The following is a 20,954-nucleotide window of genomic DNA, read 5'->3' as shown; positions in this document are numbered from 1 at the left end:
GGCAGAGATCTGCCAAGGGCTTGTTAGTTCCGCTTACTTCTTCAGACTTTCCCATGTTTTTTGGAATTCGTCCAGCATTTGCTCCTTCGTTTTTTGCTTCGCTACGTAAGCCTGCATCGTGGCTGCGAACTTTTTGCTGCTCGCTTCGCCGCCGGGGAATTTAAACCAGTTCCAGCTTAACGTTTTGTTCTCTTTGCTGTACTTCATAATATCGGCGGCTAACGGACCCAGGATGCTCTCATCGGCCGTAATCGTGGTGAACGCAGGGATGAATTTAAACTGTTCCGTAATATACTTTTTACCGATATCGGATGTTACGAGCCAGTTCAAGAACTTTTTCGCTTCTTCTTTATTCGGCGAATTTTTATTGATGACCCAGTTGTTCGGAACGCCGACAGGGAGCTTGTCGTTCGCCGCGGCATCGTCGCTGATCGGCATCGGCAGGAAGCCGACCTTAATATTCGGGTTCGTTTGCGTAATTTGCAGCTGCGTCCAGTTGCCCTGCTGCGTCATCGCCGCTTTGCCTGTGGCAAATTCGGTTACCTGTGTTTTGTAATCCGTCTGCAGCGGGTTTTTGTTGCCGTATTTCAACTGCAGATCGAACAGCTTCACCCAGTTATCGAACACGGCATTGCCTGGAATTTTGGCAGATCCTTTATTCAAACCGTCGATGAATGCATTCGAATCAGGCTGATAAGCGAACGGCAGGTTGACGAAGTGGTTGCCAAGCACCCACCATTCGCCATAACCGTTAACGAACGGGGTTATGCCTTTTGCCTGCAGCTTCTGGGCGGCCGCATCAAGCTGCGACAATGTTTTCGGCAGCTCGGTAATGCCGGCCTGGGCGAACAAATCTTTATTGTACAGGAAGCCGTAGCCTTCCAGATTGAGCGGTTGGCCGTACAGCTTGCCGTCTTTGGTCATAGGCTCTTTCGCGACCGTGACCATATCTTTTACCCACGGCTGATCGGACAAATCTTCCAGATGCTCGATCCATTTGTCCAGGTCGGAAAATCCGCCGTTGTTGAAAATATCAGGCTTATCGCCCGAATTGAATTTCGCCATCAGCGCTGCTCCGTAGTCGGAACCGCCGCCTACCGTATCGATCTGAATTTTGACACCCGGATTCGCTTTTTCGTATTCGGCAGCCAGCTTCGCAAGCGGTTCGGCAATTTCCACTTTAAACTGAAACATTTTCAAAGTAACGTTTTTGCCTCCGGCGGCATTGCCGGCGCCGGCGCCTCCGGTTTCGCTCGGAGCCGCTCCCTTGCTCGCGCATCCGGCCAACAGCGACAGAGCCGTTACGGCAGCCAAACTGATCGTCGTTATCTTTTTCATATAGTTTCGAGCCTCCCTTTATCTGGTTCATTTTTCATGTTTACATTTCTCATTGTATAGAAAGCATTTGCTGCATAACACGCATTATATTGAACGAAAAGGTGTAACTTATTGACCGGCTGTCAGTTCAGCCTTTTATAGAGCCTGCCGTAATCCCCTCAATAATATGCCTTTGCATCGACAGGAAAAAGATGACAATCGGCAGAACGCCGAGAACGAGCGCAGCGAGGGCAAGATCCCACTGCTTCGTATATTGTCCGAAAAACGAATATGTCGCGAGCGGAATCGTCCGCAGCTCCGGCTTGTTCAGAATGAGCATCGGCAGCAGGAAATCGTTCCAGATCCACAGGCTGTTGAGCAGCACGATCGTGACCGTCATCGGTTTCAAAAGCGGAAACACGATCCTCCAAAAAACGCCGTAAGGCGACGAGCCGTCGACTCTTGCGGATTCCTCGATTTCGATAGGCACGGACTTGATAAAGCCGTGATACAGGAACACATTTAACGAAACCCCGAAGCCGAAGTAGCAAATGACGAGACCGGTGATGCTATCCATCAAGCCGACCTGACTCGCCACCCTGACCAAAGGAATCATGATCGATTGAAACGGGATGACCATCGCGGCTACGAAAGCCATGAACAGCAAATTATTAAAGCGGGTCGGAAACCGGACCAGACGGTAAGCCGCCATCGAACTGATGACCACCAGGCCGATATTGCTGAACACCGTGATCAATAGAGAGTTCCAAAACACTTTGGGAAACTTCATAATTTCCCATACTTTTCCATAGTTTGAAAAATTCAAGGAGCTTGGCAGCCCGGCGGAATTAATAAGCAATTCCCCGAACGTTTTCATCGAATTGACGATGACGAAATAAAACGGGACAAGGAACAGCAGTCCCAGCAAAATGCCGATAATTTCCATTATGAATACCCGCGAATTGTAAGAGGACTTGACTTCCATTATACTTCAACCTCCTTTCTCTTCGTCACCCATACCTGGATCGAGGAGATCAAAGCGACCACAATGAAAAACAGCAGCGATTTGGCGGTTCCGAGGCCGTAACGGTTATTACGGAACGCTTCCTCGTAAATGTTGAGCGCCACAGACTGCGTCGAATTAAACGGTCCGCCCTGGGTCAGCGACACGTTCAAATCGTACATTTTGAAAGCCCATGAAATCGTTAAAAACAGACATACCGTCACCGCCGGCATAATTAACGGCAGCGTTATGTGTCGAAGCGTCTGCAGCCTGTTGGCTCCGTCAATAGTAGCGGCCTCCGTCACATCCTTCGGTACATTGGACAGCGCGGCAATATAAATGACCATCAAATAACCGGCGGTTTGCCACACGCTGACGATGACCAGCGCCCAAAAAGCCGTCGGCGCGTCGCCGAGCCACGGCAGTTGAAAAAAAGCGATGCCTGTCAATTCGCCGATGGCCGTAAAGCCTTTGACAAAAATAAACTGCCAAATAAATCCGAGCAGCAGCCCGCCGATCACGTTAGGCAGAAAAAATACGGTACGCAAAACGTTCCTTGACTTCAGCTTCTGCGTCAGCAGCAGCGCCAGCCCAAATCCGACAACATTCGCCAGCAGCACATTCGTCACGGAGAAACGGGTCGTAAACCAAAACGATTTATGAAAATCTTCGTCCGTGAACAAAATTCGTCTGAAGTTATCGAAACCGGTCCATTTCATGTCCGACGTAACACCGTTCCATTCCGTGAACGAATAATAAATGCTCAGCAGAAACGGAGTAATGACAATCAGCGCAAAAAAGATCGCCGCAGGGCCAACGAAAACCGTTTGGTGTATCCAGTTCGTGAAACGGCTTTTGGTTTTCATAGAATCTCCCCTCTTTGTGTAAGTTAAATTAAGTATAAAAATATGAGCCTGTTTCGAACACCGATTTTCGTGACCCGTCAGGTGGAATTTATTGACGTCGCTTGATACAATGTTGATGCAGGCCATTCGGCTGGGAGGATTCGTGATGATTCGCAACAGTATCCGCAATAAACTGATTATATTTCTGCTCGCCGCCACGATTATTCCTATTTCGACGTCCATTGTCATCACTTATTACTTTACAAAACAGTCGGTTTCCAGTGAAACGGTGCTTAGCAACTCCAATCTGATCTACCAGGGCAAGACGAATATGTTGAACTACTTGAAGGTGATCGAGCAAAACTCCTTGTCGGTTTACAACGATACGAACCTGTACAACATTATTGAAAACGGCGATACCGATTACTTAAGCAATAATGAAATTGTGAGAGGCTTGCAGACGATCGCCAACTCCGTCAAGGAAATTAAGCAAACCTACTTATATATGAGAAAAAGCGACCGGGCCTTTATGATTGCCCAGGGCAATCCGCACCGCAACGAAGGCCCCGGACCCAAGTATCAGCCGGATATGGGCGCCGCCGAGCTGAAGATGGAGCCTACCCATCCAAGCCATGACTACAAAAGCGGAAGCCTGTTTTATATTCCCCCCACAACTGTCATTACTATGCATCGGAAGATCTTCAATGCCGTAACGCAAGAAAATTTGGGCAGTCTGTCTATCGATTTCGACATCGATGTCATTCGTTCGATTTGCGAGCAATTGTATACGCAGGGGCAGGAAGAGCTGTACATTTTGGACAACGACGGCAAAGTCGTTTACGGGGGAAACCCGCAGGAGTGGGGACATACGCTGCAAGGGGATTGGGTCGGGCACCTGCTGTCGGCGCCGGCCACTGCGGGCAGCTTTGAATGGAAGAGCGAGCAATTCGCGGGCATTCATATTTACGACCGGATGCGCACACCCTACATGGAATGGACTATCGTGAAACGGATTCCTTACAACCATCTGTATAAAAGTGCGCGCGATTTGACGAAAATCAACACGTTAATCTTCATTATGTTCATGGTCGTCGTCATTTCCGCAACGCTGTATATTTCATTCCGGTTCACTTCGCCGATCAAAAATTTGCTCGGTTACATCGGTAAAATTCAAAGCGGCAATATGCAGGTCGACATCCGGGTCACGAGCAATGACGAAATCGGCATTTTGGCGCGGCGCTTCCGGCTCATGATGCAGACGATCAACAACTTGATCGAAAGCGAATATAAGCTGGATATCGCCAATAAAACGAATCAGCTCAAAGCGCTGCAGGCGCAGATCAACCCGCATTTTCTGTACAATGCGCTGCAATCGATCGGCACGCTCGCGCTGCAGCACCAGGTGCCGAAAATTTATTCGCTTATTTCATCTTTGGCCAAAATGATGCGCTACAGTATGAATACGAACGAAACGCTGGTGCCTCTCAAGCAGGAAATCGACCATCTCCAATCGTATTTGGAGCTGCAGCTGCAGCGGTTTGAAAACGAGCTTGATGTGACCATCCATGTATCCCGGCAGACGCTCGACATCCTGATCCCGAAAATGATTCTTCAGCCGTTAGTCGAAAATTACTTCAAGCACGGCTTCGATCCGCGGGAACGAAAAGGCAAGCTGCGTATCGCCGGGTCGCTCACGGAAAGCGGCGGCCTGGAGCTCGTCGTCGAAGATAACGGCAAAGGGATCGACCCCGACAGGCTGCTCCGCCTGCAAAAGCTGGTCAGCCTTCCTCCCGGGGAAATCGGCGAGAGCTCGCAAAGCATCGGCATCATCAATGTTCATCTGCGGCTGCAGCTTTATTTCCAGGGCGCGACCATGAAGCTCGAGTCATGCGATCCGACGGGCGTCCGTGTTACACTGGTCATACCGGCAGAAGGCTAGCGTCTGCTGCGCCAACCGATTCGCATTACGGTTTATGCTTACGATGCCGGTTTGGCTAAAGCCAAATCTGAGGAGGTACAGCAAAGTGAAAGCCATCATCGTCGATGATGAAAAGCATGTCCGCGATGCGATCCGGCTGCTCGTTCCTTGGAATGAGCTGGGCATCGATGACATCCGGGAAGCTCCCGATGGTCAGACCGCAATCTCGTTGATCAAGGAGCATAAGCCGCAGATCATTTTCACGGATATGATCATGCCGGTCATGGGCGGCGCCCAGCTGCTCGAATGGCTCCATACCCATTATCCGTCCGGAAAGACGATCGTCATCAGCGGCTTCGACGATTTTCAATTGGTGCGCCATACCGTCCAGTACGGAGGCCTGGATTACATATTGAAGCCGGTCGATGCCGAACAGCTCCGGTCCGCGGTAATCAAAGCGATCGCCAGCTGGCGTCAGGACGAAGACGAGCGGCGGCGCGGACAGCAGCTTAATATCGAAATGAACCAGATTCGTCCGGCCTATTGGGATAAAATGCTGTCCAATTTAATTACCGACCCGTCTACGTTCGAGTCGGTCGCCGATTCGTTCGCCAACGAGTACGGTCTGGACCGGAATGTGCGCGAGGGCCGTTTGGCCATTGTATCGCTCGATACGTTAAGCGGCAGTTTGAAACAAAAATTCGAATCCAACATCGACCTTCTTTTCTTTTCCATTACGAATATATGTAATGAGTTTCTGCAGGCGGGCAAGCAGGGTATCGCCTACCGCTATTGGAACAGCGACGATGCGATTCTCATCCTGCTGTATGGCCAAGGCTCCGCCGAGCGCATATTGAACGACATCCAGCAAGGAATATGGTCCGTCTTCCACAGCAGAGTGGATATCGGAGTCAGCAACGTCCAACCGTTTCCATCCGGCCTGCCAACCGCGTACACCGAAGCCGGCATCGCTCTGCGCAGACGAAATTTATGGCTGACCGATAAAAAAATTCATCCGTATACCGGACAGCCCTCCAACCCGTCCGCGCCGCTGAGCTTCAGCGATTATGCCGAGCTCATTCAGCTTTCCGTACGAAGCGGCAGTAAGGAACAGATTGAAAAGTCGGTGCAGCAGTGGATCGAGGCGGTAAAGCGGCTCGATTCCATCGAGATCGGGCAGCTGGAGCTGTGGTGGCAGGAATATACGGTGCTGCGCAACCGATGGCAGCACGAATGGTTCGGCGATCGGCTGTCCGATATGAAAAACGTGCCCGGCGCATCCCGCTTCCAGCTTCCTTTGGACGAGAAGGGCGCATTCTCGATAGCATTGTGGCGGGAACTGCTGATCGGCGAGCTTACCCGGCTGTCCGAGCATATGCTCGCTCACCAGCAGCAGGACAATAATGTCATTTTCGAGATTGCAAAGTATATTCAAAACCATTATCATCAGGATATTACACTTCAGGAGATTGCCAATCATTTCTATCTGAGCCGGGAATATATTTCACGCAAATTCAAACAAGAATTTCACGTCAACTTATCCGATTATTTAAGCAATATCCGGTTGGAGAAGGCGAAGCTGCTGCTGCTGAACCCGCATCTCAAAATCGCCCAGGTTGCAGCAATGGTCGGATACGAGGATGAAAAATATTTCAGTAAAGTTTTCAAGAAAATGTGCGGCTGTTCCCCGAACGAGTACAGGAAGGTGAATCAAAAATGAATACGCCCATTGAACCTGCGGCTTCTCAGCAGCCCATGGCGCGGACCGGCAGGCCGGACAGATCAGTCAAAGGACGAGGCAAGACGTATTTGCTTTTATTTGTAAGCTGGGCGCTGCTTATCGCGGCGGGCGGATACGGAGCCAAGCTGTACACCGATCATTTGCGCCAGCAAATCGCACAGGATATCGCCAAACAAACCGAGCTGCAGCTGCAGGCCGTACAGGACGATTATCAGAAGCAGATCGCCGGACTCAAAGACAGCGTCAGCGGCGATCTGACGAAGATGCAGAGCAAGATCGATTCAATAAACGAGCTGCTTGCTTTTACGAAAGATAGCGCGAACAGCAAGACGGATAACAGCAACCAGCTTTATACCCAATTGGGCGAGGTCAAGAAAAAGCTGGACGATCTGAAGAAAAACCTCGATGCGCTGCAGTAAGGGGGTGTCCGCAAATGAATCCGATCCCGTTAATCAATCGCACCCTGCTGCTTGCCGTCGCGCCGTTTATCGGCATCGTCGTATTTTTGCTGAGCTTTCAGCTGCCCGTTCAGCTGCCTGACTTTCAGCGCTTTGCCGCAACCGACTTTTCGCTTCAAGCCGAGCTGCAGCAGTCTTCGCAAAAGCTCGATAAGGCAAAGGCCGACGCATCGCAAACGCGCGCAACGATCGAGCGGTTCTATCAATTGTATGAGAAAAGCGCCGCCGACGTAGCGAGTATGGCCAAGACGGCAGATGCCTCGGCTTCGCGGCCTGCCGCGATTTTTGATACGCGCATCAGCACGAAGCTAGGCGCCAAGCCATCCAAACAAACGAACAGCCAGAACCTTGATTTGAAGCTGTACTATTTAAACGAATCCAACTACAAAGGCTATGCGCTGAAGGTCGATATGAAATCCGACAAGGCGTTCAAGATGGTGCTGGGCAAAGACAAGCTCGGAAGCAGCGAAACGACGCTGGATGCCGCCCGGCGTTACGGCGCCGTAGCGGGAATTAACGCGGGCGGTTTTGCCGATGATAATAAGACCGGCAAGCGATTTCCTCTCAGCACTACGGTGCTGGGCGGCAAATACGTGTACGGCTTTGAGCCGACCTTCGAGGACTTGGCTTTTATCGGATTAAGCACCGACCGCAAACTGATCGGCGGCCGTTTTTCGCGTCAGCAGGATTTGGACAAGCTGAATCCGTCGTTCGGGGCGACATTCGTTCCCGTACTGCTGCAAAACGGCAAAAAGCAGTCGATCCCGTCCCAATGGCAAACGTCTCCGGCCCGCGCGCCGCGCACGGTGGTAGGCAACTTCAAGAATGACCAGCTGCTGTTCCTTGTGACCGACGGCTACGATGAAAGAGGAAATTCCGGCGCAACGTTGGCCGAGCTGCAGGACAAGCTGCTCCAGCTGGGCGTCAAAGACGCCTATAACTTGGACGGTGGCGGCTCCTCCAGCCTCATTTACGACGGCCAGGTGATCAACCGGCCTTCCGACGGCAGATTGCGGCCGCTACCGACGCACTTTTTATTTTTTAAATAATTGTTCACTTTTATCCGTTTTCTTTTACCGGGCGGTTGGTTATAATATAGGGCAGGGGGTGCAGACCATGTCGGCAACATTTTGGATTTTGAACCTGTTATTTTTGATTTTTATCGTAGCCATGCTCACTGCAGCATACAATGATGACAAAACAAAAGGGCTGTAAGCAAGAAGCCGCCAGCTTCTTTCAGACCGCCTCCGAATAAACGGCTCCGCCGTCCTTCAAGGGCGTTTTCAGCACCACTACAAAAAAGCATCACGTCCTTAAACAAGGAATACGTGATGCTTTTTCGTGCGCCTCGGCTTGCACCGGTCACGCATTTTCTTTCATTCCGCTCATTTCCTGAAGACACTCCACGCAAATATGTCGTTCCTTAAACTCGCTGACCTGCTCCATCGAGCTGCAGAACACGCAGCGGGGCCGGTATCTTTCCAAAATAATATGATCTCCGCTTACCAATATTTCCACGGGATCGCCCTCATTCATTTGATACCGCTTCCGCAGCGATTTGGGGAGTACGATTCTGCCTAATTGATCCACCTTTCTCACAACGCCTGCCGGCTTCATTTTATTAATTCACCTCGCTTTCGTACAAAAAAAACGAACAGTCTGGCCAAGCTGATCCGGAGAACCTCCCTCCAATTGCTTGTCCCTATACTATTCGTTGAATGTATAAAAATTCCTGCCATAGACAGGCCTATTCTGTCATATTTATGCGGAACCGCCTTGGAAAGCCGGCGGACCGCTAAAGCTCAAATCTAGCTTAAACCCGGAAAACCCGCTTGTCGCAGCCCTTCGAACAATACGATCGCCGCGGAATTGGATAAATTCAACGAGCGGACCGCATCCGTCATCGGCATCCGCATCAGCTGCTCCGGGTGCTCCGCAATAATTTCCGGGGACAGCCCTTTCGTTTCTTTCCCGAATACAAAAAAATCGCCGTCGCGGAATGTAAAATCAGTGTAAAGCCGCCGAGCCTTCGTCGTCGCGAAATAAAACGTTCCGTCCTTATATTTATCCTTCACTTCCTGAAACGAATCGTGATACTCGATATTAACGGCGTGCCAGTAATCGAGCCCGGCGCGCTTCAAGGTGCGGTCATCGGTCAAAAAACCGAGCGGACGCACCAGATGGAGCCATGCCCCGGTCGCGGCGCATGTTCTTGCAATATTGCCCGTATTGGCCGGAATTTCCGGTTCCACTAAAACGATATGAAAAGCCATCTTTGCCATCACCTCTCTGTGTAGCTCATTTTATCACAAAAACCGGTTTAAAATTTAACATTCGTTTTACCTTTTATTAATATCAGGTTGATAGTGCTCTGCCATAATAGGCTTAACAAGTGCTTCAAGCAAAGGAGATTCGATGGATGAAGAAGAAAATTCTTGTTGTTGACGACGAACCTTCCATTTCCATGCTGATAGAATTCAATTTGAAGCTGGTCGGCTTCGAAGTGCAGTGTGTGTATGACGGCGAAGCCGTTTTCCAGGCGATTCAACATTTCCGTCCCGATGTAATCGTGCTCGACCTTATGCTTCCCAAAATGGATGGCATCCAGGTTTGCAGAAAGCTGCGCAGCCAGAACAATTTGGTGCCGATTATTATGCTTACCGCGATGCAGGATTTATCCGATAAAATCGCCGGCCTCGATAACGGAGCGGATGATTATATGACCAAACCGTTCAGCCCGCAGGAATTGATTTCCCGGATTCAAGCTATTTTGCGCCGTATCCAGACGCTTCCTTCGGCAACGGAGAACGCTCCGGTGACGATCGGTCAAATTACGATTCAACCGGATCAGCGCGAGGTTACACTAAGAGGCGAACCGATCGAGTTGACGCCCAAAGAGTTCGAGCTGCTGCTGTTTCTGTGCAAGCATCGCGGCAAAGTGCTCAGCCGTCAGCAGCTGCTTCACGGGGTATGGGATTACCACTTCCTGGGCGATACCCGGATCGTCGATGTTCACATCAGCCACCTGCGCGATAAAATAGAAGGCAATGCCAGAACGCCGGAATATATTGTGACCATCCGCAACGTCGGTTATAAATTAACGGAACCCGCCATTAAAGAGTCTTTTGCCTAATCGTATAAATCCCCTTTAATCGAGGAAAAAGAGTGCCGTTCAAAGCTGAAGCTTTGCGGCGCTCTTTTTTTGTGCGCTTTCTGTTCAACCAAAAATAAACAGCCCCGCCTTCAAGCTCAGCAGGGCTGCCGGTTTGTCGATTAGCCGTTACGCTTTTGGAAATCGTCCATGAATTGTGCCAGCGCTTGACATGCTTCGTAAGGAACGGCAATGTAAGCGGACGCGCGTATCCCGCCAACGCTGCGATGACCGGCCAAACCGACGAAATTATGCTGCTCCGATTCTTTGACGAACTGCTTTTCCAGTTCTTCGGTCGGCAAACGGAATGTCATATTCATAATGGAACGGCTGTCCGGATCGATGTTGCCTTGATAAAAGCCGCCGCTTGTATCGATCGCGTCGTAAATCAGCTTGCTTTTTTCGATGCTTTGTCTTTCCATAGCCGCTGCGCCGCCGTTCTTCTTGATCCATTTCAGCACCAGATTCATCATGTAGATCGAATGAACCGGAGGTGTATTGTACAGCGATTTATTTTTCGCGTGCGTCGTGTACCGGAAAATGAACGGGATATGCTTAGGCTCCTCCTGCAGCATGTCGTCGCGGATGACCGCTACGGTTACGCCGGAAGGGCCGAGATTTTTTTGCGCGCCGGCATAAATCATCGCATATTTGCTCACATCGATCGGACGGCTCAAAATACCGCTGGTCATATCGCCGATCAACGGAATTCCGCCCGTTTCGGGAATGTATGAGAATTGCGAACCCTCAATCGTATTGTTCGTTGTCATATGCACATACGCGGCATTCGGATCTACGATAATATCGGATGCTTTGGGAAGGCTTCTCCATTTTCCTTCTTTATTGGAAGCCGCGATGACCGCTTCGCCGACGACACGGCCTTCATCGTATGCTTTCTCCGAGAAACTGCCGGTAATGATGTAGCCGGCAGTCCTGCCCGGCTTCAGGAAATTCATCGGGATGGTAGCAAATTGCGTGCTGGCTCCTCCGCCCATGAATAACACCTGATAGCCGGCATTGATCCCCAACAGCTCAAGCAGCAGCTGCTGTGTTTCATTGTTGACCGCTTCATACTCTTTGCTCCGATGGGAAACCTCCATTAAAGACATGCCGATCCCATTGTAATCCACAAACTGTTCCTGAGCCTGCTGCAATACTTCAAGCGGAAGCGCCGCAGGTCCCGGGTTGAAATTGTATGCGCGTTTTGTCATGAGTTCACACCTTCACCTAGTTTTCAAATCGCATCTTTTGATATGATATGGCTATGATAGCAAAGATTGTCCCTATCCATCAAGTAGTTATGCTCATTCTTCACAGCATTGATACATATTTCCGATAGGATAGGATACCTTAGCGAATATCGCATATGGAAAGAGGTTTGCAGTATGACAAGACCGCGGTTATTTCTGGCGCTGCCGCTCGATCAGGAGCAGCGATCCTGGCTTCGCCGGCTCCGAGAAGAGCTCCAACCGGCGCTTCCTTTTCAAAAATGGGTGCATACCGACGACCTTCATATAACGCTCAAATTTTTGGGAGAGACGGAAACGGTAGCTGTCTCTGCGATATCATCTCTCATGCGCGGGCTCGCAGCCGCTTCTTCCCCGCTTGCCTTGAGCTTGCAACGATTCGGCACATTCGGTAAGCCGTCTGCGCCATCGATTTTATGGATCGGTGTCGGAGGCGATATGGATGCGCTCCGCCATCTCCACGCACAATCCGAGAAAGCGATGGAATCGGCAGGCTTCGCTCCCGATAATCGCAGCTACAGCCCGCATCTTACCGTAGCCCGCAATTATGCCGGCGCCGCCGCATTTTCCAAAGCCGGTCTGGCTTCCGCCGAGCAGATGCTGGCGGCACATTCGACCGGCATGCATTGGACTGTCGAGCAGATCATTCTATACCGCAGTCATCTCGGGCGCACACCGATGTACGAGGCTGTGGACCGGTTTCCGCTCGGCTGAGCGTCGAATAACAAAAGCCCCGGAGCATCCGGGGCTTTGCTTGTAAAATATAGTAATAAGTTCGTTTGAAACCCGCTCTTACAGGTCGAAGTACAAGGAGTACTCGTGCGGGTGAATACGGATCGAAACTGCCTTGGCTTCGTCGCGCTTCAAGCCGATATAGTTGTCGATAAATTCTTTCGTGAATACGCCGCCCTCAGTCAGGAACTCATAGTCTGCCTCCAGAGCGTTCAAAGCTTCATCCAACGAGCCTGGTACGCTGCGGATTTCGCCTTTTTCCGCGTCGGACAATTCGTAGATGTTTTTGTCCAGCGGACCGTAGCCCAATGCGCGAGGATCGATTTTCTTCTTGATTCCGTCCAAACCGGCCATTAGCATTGCTGCGAATGCCAGGTATGGGTTGGCTGTGGAGTCCGGAGTACGGAACTCGATACGGCAGCCTTTTGGCGTAACAGCGGCAACCGGAATACGAACAGCCGCGGAACGGTTCCCTTTGGAGAATACGAGGTTAACCGGCGCTTCGTAACCTGGAACCAAACGTTTAAACGAGTTGGTCGACGGGTTGGTCAAAGCGATCAAAGCCGGCGCATGGTACAAAATACCGCCGATGTAGTTCAGAGCCAATTCACTCAGGTTCGCGTAGCCGCCTTTTTCATAGAACAGCGGCTCGCTGCCGTTGAAGATCGATTGGTGAACGTGCATGCCGCTGCCGTTATCTCCGAACAACGGTTTCGGCATGAAAGTCGCTACTTTACCGTATTGTCTGGCTGTGTTTTGCACGATATATTTGTATTTCATAAGGTTATCGGCTGTTTTCGTCAACGTGTCGAAACGGAAGTTGATTTCGCCTTGACCTGCGGTTGCCACTTCATGGTGATGACGCTCAATGCGAAGGCCGGATTCCATCAGCAAACGACACATTTCGCTGCGGATGTCTTGCTGGGAGTCGGTAGGACCTACCGGCACGTATCCGCCTTTATGACCTACTTTAAAGCCGAGGTTGCCGCCCTCTTCCTGTTTGTTCGAATTCCAGTGCGCTTCTTCGGAATCGACAAAGTAGGACGATTTATTTTGTCCGCTTTCGAAACGAACTTCATCAAAAATGAAAAATTCGGATTCAGGAGCAAAAAATGCAGTCGTGCCAACGCCAGCGGATTGAAGATATTCTTCCGCTTTTTGAGCGATACCGCGCGGGTCGCGATCATAACGCTCGCCGTCCGGCGTATAAATATTACACATAACGATCAAAGTCGGATGTGCGGTAAACGGATCTACGTATACAGATTCCGTGTCAGGAAGCATAACCATATCGGACTCTTCAATGCCTTTAAAACCGGTGATGGAAGAACCGTCGAAAGCTACTCCGTTCACAAATGTTTCTTCCTCAACCTCGGAAGCTGGTAAAGAAATGTGGTGAGCTCTACCGGAAAGATCTACGAAGCGAAAGTCTACCCACTCGATGCCTTTTTCTTTGATGGTGTTTAATACGTTTTGAGCTGACATTGACTCACTAACCTCCTAAATTCCGAACATTAACCCTTAATTGTTCGTACATTGTTCAAGTTTTTGTTGATCATGGTCATATTATAAAACTTTTCAACAACAATCGTCAATACTTATGTAAGGTATTTTTTACGCCTGTGTAAGGTATGCTCACACATATTTGAGATTCCGTTCACAGATTCGACAAAAAGAAAACTTGGCTCCCAATAATTCGGGGTACCAAGTTCATTTGGGGCATTATTTACTTTGCAGCCTGCTAGGCAAACACTTCCTTCTTCGTATCAAAACGTTTGCCGCACAACGGCGCAAGCTTTTCCAGGTCAACCATCAATTGGGCGAATTGTTCAGGGAACAACGACTGCACGCCGTCGCCGGTCATCGAGTTATCAGGGTCGGTATGCATCTCGACGATGAGCCCATTCGCGCCTGCGGCGACCGACGCTTTGCTCATCGGCTCTACCAGCTCGCGGCGTCCTGTGCCGTGGCTCGGATCGGAGATGACCGGCAGATGGCTCAATGTTTGCAATGCGGGAATTGCGGCAAGATCCAATGTATTTCTCGTGTAAGATTCGAATGTTCGGATTCCGCGCTCGCAGAGCATAACGTTCGGATTGCCTCCGGCCAAAATATATTCGGCCGCATTCAGGAACTCGTCATAGGTGGAGCTGAAACCGCGCTTCAGCAGCACCGGCGTCTGGATCGTCCCTAATTTGCGCAGCAGATCGAAGTTTTGCATATTGCGTGTGCCGACCTGCAAAATATCCGCGTATTCGGCGCATACATCCACGTATTCGGGCGTCATGACCTCGGTAATTGTCAGCAGACCGTGCTTTTTGCCGGCCTCGGCCATCATGACCAATCCTTCCACGCCTACGCCCTGGAAGCTGTACGGTCCCGTTCTTGGCTTGAATGCGCCGCCGCGCAGCACTTGAGCGCCGGCTGCCTTGACCAGGCGCGCGATTTCGTCGATCTGCTCTGGCGACTCGACTGCGCAGGGTCCTCCCATAATGACAAGCTGCTCGCCGCCGATTTCAACATCCTTGATTTTGATAACGGTATTGTCCGGATGGAAATCTCTGCTTGCGAGCTTGTAGGACTTCGAAATTTTGACTACCTGCTCAACGCCGGACAATTGACGAAGCTGCTCGCCGAGCTTGGGGTCGGCCTGCCCGATAATTCCGATAACCGTACGGTCTACGCCTTTGGATACGTGAGCCTGCACCTGATGCTTCTCGATTATGGCAACAATTTCATTAATTCGGTCCTCGGATACTTTATTAGATATGATAACGATCATAATGGCACTCTCCCGGTCTGATAAGTATTTGGACTTATTCCTCCAATACGCTTAAACGCTTCGACGCTTATACGCTTTTAAGCTTTTAATCGCTAAAGCAAATATACACCATCTTTCCTTCTCCCGTCAATAATAAAAATTTCAAATCGATGCCCGCCGCGGCAAATCCACATACAAAGACAAAAACCGACTCAAGGAGTCGGTTCCGTGTTGACAACCATTTGTGCTTTTCTTTTCTTCCGTTTTTCTTTGCGCTGCGTATGATAATATTCCAGTGCCCAGCGGATCGGAAAATAGAACAGCAGACCGAGCAGCAATCCATCGATGACGCCGCCGACAAACAGCTTCAGGTTCGACTTGATAAACATATCCATCCAATCGGGCAGAAAAGCGAGCAAATGGCGGCCCGTGCCTCTCGGCAGCACCATCCCGCCCACCTTGATATGAATGTAAGTCAACGGCAAGTATATGACTTTTCCGAAAACAAAGCCGATTAGCGCCGCAGCCATACTGCCTCTAAACAAATAAACAAGCGGGAATATGAGAAAAAAGGCGAGACCCGCGGTAGGCAGAGTAAACATTTCCACAGACAAGCCGATGGAAAATCCCATGGCCACAATGCCGGGGCCGCCCTTGGCCCGGGTGAGCAGCAAATATTTATATTTAAACCAACGTTTGACGGACTGGAAACGGAACGGTTGACTGCTTTTGGCCCCTTGTCTTTGATGCATCTTTATTCCCCTATCCAAGGTTCATTATTCACTTCCGGCTTTTTGTTTCACGGCAGGAATCAGCTTGCTCATGTTGACCGTTCGTATAATTTCCCAAGTCGACGGGTTATCTGGATCAAACTGCTCCAAGTAATGAATAACTTCTTTGGTAATCGGCGTCGGTGTGGATGCGCCCGATGTTACGGCGACACGGCGGACCGGCATCAGCCAATCCGTCCGAAGCTCCGATACGTCCGCGATCCGGTATGCCTTCACGCCTGCGATTTCTTCCGAAACCTGCGCCAGACGGTTGGAATTGTTGCTTCGCGGATCGCCGACGACCAGCACCAAATCGGCATCCTTGGCCTGCTCGGAGACAGCTTCCTGCCGCACCTGGGTAGCGAGACATATTTCGTTATGAATCTCGGCGTGGGGAAACCGTTCCAGCAGCCTGTTCATAATATGCTTAATATCCCATTGGCTCATCGTCGTCTGGTTCGTGATCGTAATTTTGCGGCCATCCAGATCGAGCTTTTCGACTTCCTCCAGCCGCTCGATTAAATGGACTTTATCCGGCGCGACGCCTACCGCTCCTTCGGGCTCGGGGTGGCCTTTTTTCCCGATATAAATAATATGGTACCCATCCGCCGTTTTTTCTTTTATCAGGTCATGCGTTTTCGTTACATCCGGACATGTCGCGTCGACAACGGTCAGCCCTTTTTCCCGCGCGCGGCGCCGCACCTCAGGCGAAACCCCGTGTGCTGTGAAAATAACGGTTCCCGACTCCACCGTATCGAGAATTTCGAGCCGGTTCGGTCCGTCGAGCGTAATGATGCCTTCTTTATCAAAATAATCGGTAACATGGGAATTATGCACAATCATTCCCAATATATATACCGGTCTTGGCAGATTGAGGTTTTTTGCGGTTTGCATGGCAAGCGCCATAGCGTCAACAACCCCGTAACAGTATCCGCGGGGCGAGATTTTGATTACATCCATCGCTGCACCTGCCTATTTTGGTAAAAAGCTTCAAATTTAGAAGCCTTTTTATGCTGATCAGTCTATTATACCCGATTCCACAGCCGTAGGGAATGCCTCTGCGCGGATTATGTCGTTTGGCCCGCTGACCGGAAGCCAGATGATGAAGGTACTTCCTTCGCCCTGCAGCGTCTTCACTTCGATCGAGCCTTGGTGCTCGTCAATAATCCACTTGGCGATCGACAAACCGAGCCCGGTACCCGAGGTTTTGCCCCGGGACACATCCGCGCGGTAAAACCGCTCGAATATCATCGGGACCTCCTCTTTATCCATCCCGATCCCGGTATCCTCGATGCGTATGCCGACCTGCTCATCCATGCGGATCGCATCCATTTTTACATATCCGCTCTCGGTAAATTTAAACGCATTTTCCAAAAAAATGTAAATCAACTGCTGCAAATAATCGCGGTTTCCATATATATAAACGCCTGCCAAAGCGGACAAATCGCCGGATACCCACTCCACTTTGCGGGGAAACAGCTTCGCCCGGCGCTTGACGTCCTCCACCAACGGGAGGAGCTCCAGGCTGATTTTGGACATTTGAAAGCCCGCGTCCGCTCTGGCCAACGATAACAGATCGTTGACGAGACGCGTCATCCGCTCGGCCTCGCCCGCGATATCATGCATCGCTTCCAGTGAAAGCTCGAGCTGTTGACGGTCGTTCTCCGTACCGATAGGAACGGTCCGCTTCCACATTTTTTCAAGCAGCTCGACGTTGCCGCGAATCGTCGTCAGCGGAGTACGCAGCTCATGCGATGCGTCGGAGACGAAACGCCGCTGCCGCCGGTACGATTCCTCGAGTTCGGAATACGCTGTCTGCAGCCGCTCCAGCATCCCGTTGATCGTGCTCGTAAGCCGTCCTATTTCGTCGCCCGGACCGCTGTAATTAATCCGGTTGCCGAGATCGGCCCCTTTGTTGATCGAATTCGCGGCGGAAATGACCTGGTCGATTGGACGCAGCGCTTTACGCGCCAGAAACCAGCCGAAGGACGCCGCCAGAAATACGGCGAGCAGAGCGGTAAACGTCAGGATGCGCTTGACTAACGAAAACAAATTTTCGGACGTATCGACCAGCACGGCTGCCTGAAATACGCCCGCCAGCTGCGGCTGACCGTTTTTCAAAACGACGATAGGTCTGTTATAGATCAAAAAAGCGAGATTTTCGATCGTCTTCTGTTCAAATAAATAATTATTTTCATTCCGCACGAGCTGCCGTTTCGAATCTTCCGACAACGGCGGCAATGTGAGGTTAGCCTCCACCAAATTGGTCGAAGGCCGGATAATCCCGTTCTCAAAATTGGTAATTTGATAAAATTTCCCGGCGCTTCCGATATTGTCTCTGCCCTGCAAAGCGAAGTCAAAGCTGATTCCGCCTCCCAGCGTCGGCGTCATCCTCGGCTGAATACGGGAGAATACCATGTCTCCCTGCGCCCGCAGCTCTTCCTTGATGAAGCTGTAATAGTTATAATGCAGCAGCCAGTAAAGTCCGTAGCCGAACAATAACAAGGTGACGGATAGTATCGCTGTGTACCATAGCGTCAGGCGCAGCCGAATCGACACGTCAGCTCTCTCCTTTCAGTACGTAACCGGCTCCGCGAACGGTTTGGATCATCCGCTTATGCCCGTGCTCCTCCGTTTTTTGACGTAGCAAAGCGATATACACTTCCAGCACGTTCGATTCCCCGCTATAATCATAGCCCCATATTTTTTCCATAATGACATCGCGGGACAGTACCCGCTTCGGATTTTGCATAAACAAGTGAAGCAGCTCGAATTCCTTGGTCGTCAGCTCGATCAGCTGGCTGCCGCGAAACACCTCGCGCGTATCCAGATCCATGAAGATGTCCTGAAACTGCAGCCGGTTCGTCGGCTGTTCGACCTTCTCTGCGCTTTTTCTGCGCAGCAGCACCCGTACCCGGGCCAATAGCTCCTCCAATGCAAACGGCTTGACCAAATAATCGTCGGCTCCGAGATCCAAGCCTTTCACTCGTTCGCCGATTTCGTCCTTGGCGGTCAGCATCAATACAGGCACCGTCGACCCGGATTCGCGTATACGGCGAACGACCTCCCACCCGTCGAGCTGCGGCATCATCACATCCAAAATGACGGTATCGGGATCATGCTCCAATATTTGCTTCAGCCCGTCCATCCCGTGCTGCGCCGTAAACACCGTATAGCCTTCAAATGCCAGCGAGCGCCTGAGCATCGAAGTAATTTTTTCGTCATCGTCGATTACTAATATTTTCTCTCTCATACGCAGCACCGTCCTCTTTGTATATCCTGCTATATTTATTGTAACATCAACGATCGGCCGGATACAAAAAGAAGCAGAGCCGACTAAAGGCGCGCTCCGCTCTGCTTCTTTTCGTTTGCATGATTGTTCCAACCTTTTTATATCTGTATGGTTCCAAATCTGTTTATTTGGCTGTCGTATCCGCATTGCGGTCGCCGATTGTGACCGCGATCGTTTCCTTCTTGCCGTCGCGCATCACGGTCAGCTTCGCCTCGTCATTCACCTTCAGAGCTTTAATCTTATTGACCAGCTCGGTTGAATTTTTGACAGCGGCGCCGTTCACTTCCGTAATGACATCGTAAGGGCGCAATCCGGCTTTAAAGCCAGGGCTTTTCCGCTCGACTTCGGATACAATCGCGCCGTCCGTGCTTTGCAGCTTAAGCTCTGCGGTCCAATCTTTATCGATATCCGCCAGCTTCACGCCGATATACGGTGCCGGCTCCTTCGGAATTTTAACGTTGTTTTTCAAGTTATCCAATACCGAGGAAATAGTGCTTGTCGGGATGGCGAACCCGATCCCTTGCGCCTGGGCGCTGACGGCCGTGTTGATTCCGATCACTTCCCCGTTCAGATTCAACAGCGGTCCGCCGGAATTCCCCGGGTTAATGGATGCGTCCGTTTGCAGCAGATGCTTGTATTCGCGTGTTCCTTGAGAGTCGGGAATCGAAATCGGACGCTCCTTGGCGCTCAGGACGCCGACCGTAACCGTATGGTCAAAGCCGTACGGATTGCCGATTGCGACTACCCAATCGCCGACCTGCGTATTTTCCGCTTTTCCGAGCGGCAGAGAAGCGAAATCTTTATCGCCTTCAATTTTCAAAGCGGCCAGGTCAAGGTCATAGCTGTTGCCGAGCAGCGTAGCTTTAAACGGCTTCTCGTAGCCCTGCACCGTAACCCAAATTTCGTCCGAGCCGTCGATAACATGCTCGTTCGTCAAAATGTAACCCGATTTTTCGAAAATAAAACCGGTTCCCATACCGCCGGGCTGCAGCTGTCCGGAGTCATTGCTCTTAGGCTGCTGTCTGCCGCCGCCGAAATCATCGCCGAAAAATTGGCGGAAGAACGGATCGTCCAGCAAGGAGCTTCCGCCGCGGCTCGATTTCGCCTTTACTTTGGTCTCGATCTTGACTACGGCCGGGCCGGACTGCTCGGCGATTTGAGCGATATTTTCGGGCCTGCCGCCAAGATCGAAAGCCGTAGGCTTTACGGCACCGCCCGAGCTGCCGGTCGCCTGACTGGAGGTCGGGGACGGGCTGCTGCTCAGCACGCCTTGCGAGCCTGTGAACCAGTTCATTTTGTCGGAGGCGAACATCAAGCCGCCTACCAATACCGCTCCCGCCAGAAAAGCGGCGAATCCGCTTTTGAACGAGGAGCCTCTTTTGGTCCGCAAATCTTGTTCCCAGCCGCTTGCCTGTTCGTGCATCGGCTTATCCGAGATGTTGTAGGAGAATGGTCGCATGGGCCGCGGCGGCGTCATTTCCACCTGCAACGTCTCTTCGTTCGGTCCAGCAGCCGTGTCCTGATGTCCCAAATCCGATTTATAAGGTCCGTATGAGTAGTAATGCGACGGACGCTCCTCGGAGCCAGCCGCTTCGTTTTTGCCCGATTGTTCGTTTGGCGAACTATTCGATTCGCCACTGGTCCGGCGAAAGAAATCATCATAGCTTCGTTTGTTGTCTTCCATAAAATGAACCCTCCGTTTACAAGGTTTTGAATAAG

General features: G+C 50.9%; 19 protein-coding genes. 6 read left to right on the top strand and 13 right to left on the bottom strand.

Annotation, left to right across the window (positions count from 1 at the left end):
• Positions 1 to 33: 33 nt before the first annotated feature.
• The 3 genes from E1757_RS02445 to E1757_RS02435 all read right to left on the bottom strand — a co-directional run bounded on the left by E1757_RS02445 (position 34) and on the right by E1757_RS02435 (position 3,186).
• Complete coding sequence (locus E1757_RS02445; RefSeq protein WP_133225222.1) at positions 34 to 1,338, bottom strand: ABC transporter substrate-binding protein; 1,305 nt, start codon at positions 1,336 to 1,338, stop codon at positions 34 to 36.
• 127 nt (positions 1,339 to 1,465) lie between these two features.
• Positions 1,466 to 2,302 carry a carbohydrate ABC transporter permease gene (locus E1757_RS02440; protein ID WP_133225221.1) on the bottom strand — a complete coding sequence of 279 codons (837 nt, stop codon included), beginning with the start codon at positions 2,300 to 2,302 and terminating at the stop codon, positions 1,466 to 1,468.
• A complete protein-coding gene (locus E1757_RS02435; protein ID WP_133225220.1) occupies positions 2,302 to 3,186 on the bottom strand; it encodes a carbohydrate ABC transporter permease in 885 nt (294 codons plus the stop codon). Before E1757_RS02435 ends, E1757_RS02440 begins: the two co-directional genes overlap by 1 nt.
• 145 nt (positions 3,187 to 3,331) lie before the next feature.
• Here E1757_RS02435 and E1757_RS02430 point away from each other — a divergent pair, with 145 nt between their 5' ends.
• From E1757_RS02430 to E1757_RS02415, 4 genes are all read left to right on the top strand, one after another.
• Positions 3,332 to 5,104, top strand: a complete 1,773-nt coding sequence (locus E1757_RS02430) for a cache domain-containing sensor histidine kinase (protein ID WP_133225219.1) — start codon at positions 3,332 to 3,334, stop codon at positions 5,102 to 5,104.
• A gap of 85 nt (positions 5,105 to 5,189) precedes the next feature.
• Positions 5,190 to 6,803 (top strand): response regulator, encoded by a 1,614-nt coding sequence (locus E1757_RS02425; protein WP_133225218.1) that lies wholly within the window; start codon positions 5,190 to 5,192, stop codon positions 6,801 to 6,803.
• Positions 6,800 to 7,243, top strand: coding sequence for a hypothetical protein (locus E1757_RS02420; protein ID WP_133225217.1), 444 nt, complete (start codon positions 6,800 to 6,802; stop codon positions 7,241 to 7,243). The genes E1757_RS02425 and E1757_RS02420 overlap by 4 nt, the downstream gene beginning before the upstream one ends.
• Before the next feature lie 14 nt (positions 7,244 to 7,257).
• Positions 7,258 to 8,331 carry a phosphodiester glycosidase family protein gene (locus tag E1757_RS02415; RefSeq protein ID WP_133225216.1) on the top strand — a complete coding sequence of 358 codons (1,074 nt, stop codon included), beginning with the start codon at positions 7,258 to 7,260 and terminating at the stop codon, positions 8,329 to 8,331.
• A 313-nt stretch (positions 8,332 to 8,644) separates the two neighbouring features.
• Here E1757_RS02415 and E1757_RS02410 read toward each other — a convergent pair whose 3' ends face one another.
• Both E1757_RS02410 and trmL read right to left on the bottom strand, forming a co-directional pair.
• Entirely contained in the window at positions 8,645 to 8,899 is a 255-nt protein-coding gene (locus E1757_RS02410; RefSeq protein WP_133225215.1) for an AbrB/MazE/SpoVT family DNA-binding domain-containing protein, read from the bottom strand.
• Between the two features lie 191 nt (positions 8,900 to 9,090).
• Positions 9,091 to 9,555 carry a tRNA (uridine(34)/cytosine(34)/5-carboxymethylaminomethyluridine(34)-2'-O)-methyltransferase TrmL gene (gene trmL / locus E1757_RS02405; protein ID WP_133225214.1) on the bottom strand — a complete coding sequence of 155 codons (465 nt, stop codon included), beginning with the start codon at positions 9,553 to 9,555 and terminating at the stop codon, positions 9,091 to 9,093.
• Positions 9,556 to 9,701: 146 nt separating this feature from the next.
• Between trmL and E1757_RS02400 the strand changes: the two genes are divergently transcribed.
• A complete protein-coding gene (locus E1757_RS02400; protein ID WP_133225213.1) occupies positions 9,702 to 10,415 on the top strand; it encodes a response regulator transcription factor in 714 nt (237 codons plus the stop codon).
• 140 nt (positions 10,416 to 10,555) lie between these two features.
• Here the strand turns inward: E1757_RS02400 and serC are convergent, their stop codons facing one another.
• On the bottom strand, positions 10,556 to 11,644 hold the full coding sequence (serC, locus tag E1757_RS02395) for a 3-phosphoserine/phosphohydroxythreonine transaminase (RefSeq protein WP_133225212.1): 1,089 nt from the start codon (positions 11,642 to 11,644) through the stop codon (positions 10,556 to 10,558).
• A 174-nt stretch (positions 11,645 to 11,818) separates the two neighbouring features.
• On the opposite strand from serC, the gene thpR reads away from it, so the two are divergent.
• Entirely contained in the window at positions 11,819 to 12,394 is a 576-nt protein-coding gene (thpR, locus tag E1757_RS02390; protein WP_133225211.1) for an RNA 2',3'-cyclic phosphodiesterase, read from the top strand.
• A gap of 78 nt (positions 12,395 to 12,472) precedes the next feature.
• Here the strand turns inward: thpR and glnA are convergent, their stop codons facing one another.
• From glnA to E1757_RS02355, 7 genes are all read right to left on the bottom strand, one after another.
• Positions 12,473 to 13,897, bottom strand: coding sequence for a type I glutamate--ammonia ligase (glnA, locus tag E1757_RS02385; protein ID WP_133225210.1), 1,425 nt, complete (start codon positions 13,895 to 13,897; stop codon positions 12,473 to 12,475).
• Between the two features lie 256 nt (positions 13,898 to 14,153).
• Positions 14,154 to 15,194, bottom strand: coding sequence for a 3-deoxy-7-phosphoheptulonate synthase (gene aroF, locus E1757_RS02380; RefSeq protein WP_133225209.1), 1,041 nt, complete (start codon positions 15,192 to 15,194; stop codon positions 14,154 to 14,156).
• Positions 15,195 to 15,385: 191 nt separating this feature from the next.
• Positions 15,386 to 15,925 (bottom strand): DUF2062 domain-containing protein, encoded by a 540-nt coding sequence (locus tag E1757_RS02375; protein ID WP_133225208.1) that lies wholly within the window; start codon positions 15,923 to 15,925, stop codon positions 15,386 to 15,388.
• Between the two features lie 24 nt (positions 15,926 to 15,949).
• Entirely contained in the window at positions 15,950 to 16,903 is a 954-nt protein-coding gene (locus E1757_RS02370; protein WP_133225207.1) for a 4-hydroxy-3-methylbut-2-enyl diphosphate reductase, read from the bottom strand.
• Positions 16,904 to 16,960: 57 nt separating this feature from the next.
• Positions 16,961 to 18,502: a sensor histidine kinase gene (locus E1757_RS02365; protein ID WP_133225206.1), complete on the bottom strand. Its 1,542-nt coding sequence runs from the start codon at positions 18,500 to 18,502 to the stop codon at positions 16,961 to 16,963.
• A gap of 1 nt (position 18,503) precedes the next feature.
• The gene (locus E1757_RS02360; protein ID WP_133225205.1) at positions 18,504 to 19,196 is read right to left on the bottom strand and encodes a response regulator transcription factor; all 693 of its coding nucleotides are present in this window, start codon (positions 19,194 to 19,196) and stop codon (positions 18,504 to 18,506) included.
• Between the two features lie 163 nt (positions 19,197 to 19,359).
• On the bottom strand, positions 19,360 to 20,919 hold the full coding sequence (locus E1757_RS02355; protein ID WP_133225204.1) for a S1C family serine protease: 1,560 nt from the start codon (positions 20,917 to 20,919) through the stop codon (positions 19,360 to 19,362).
• Positions 20,920 to 20,954: the final 35 nt, after the last annotated feature.

Origin of the sequence: Paenibacillus piri (assembly GCF_004354045.1) — a bacterium.
Taxonomy (GTDB): domain Bacteria; phylum Bacillota; class Bacilli; order Paenibacillales; family NBRC-103111; genus Paenibacillus_S; species Paenibacillus_S piri.
The sequence above is the reverse complement of the archived record's forward strand: the minus strand, read 5'-3'. Positions and strand labels throughout refer to the sequence as shown.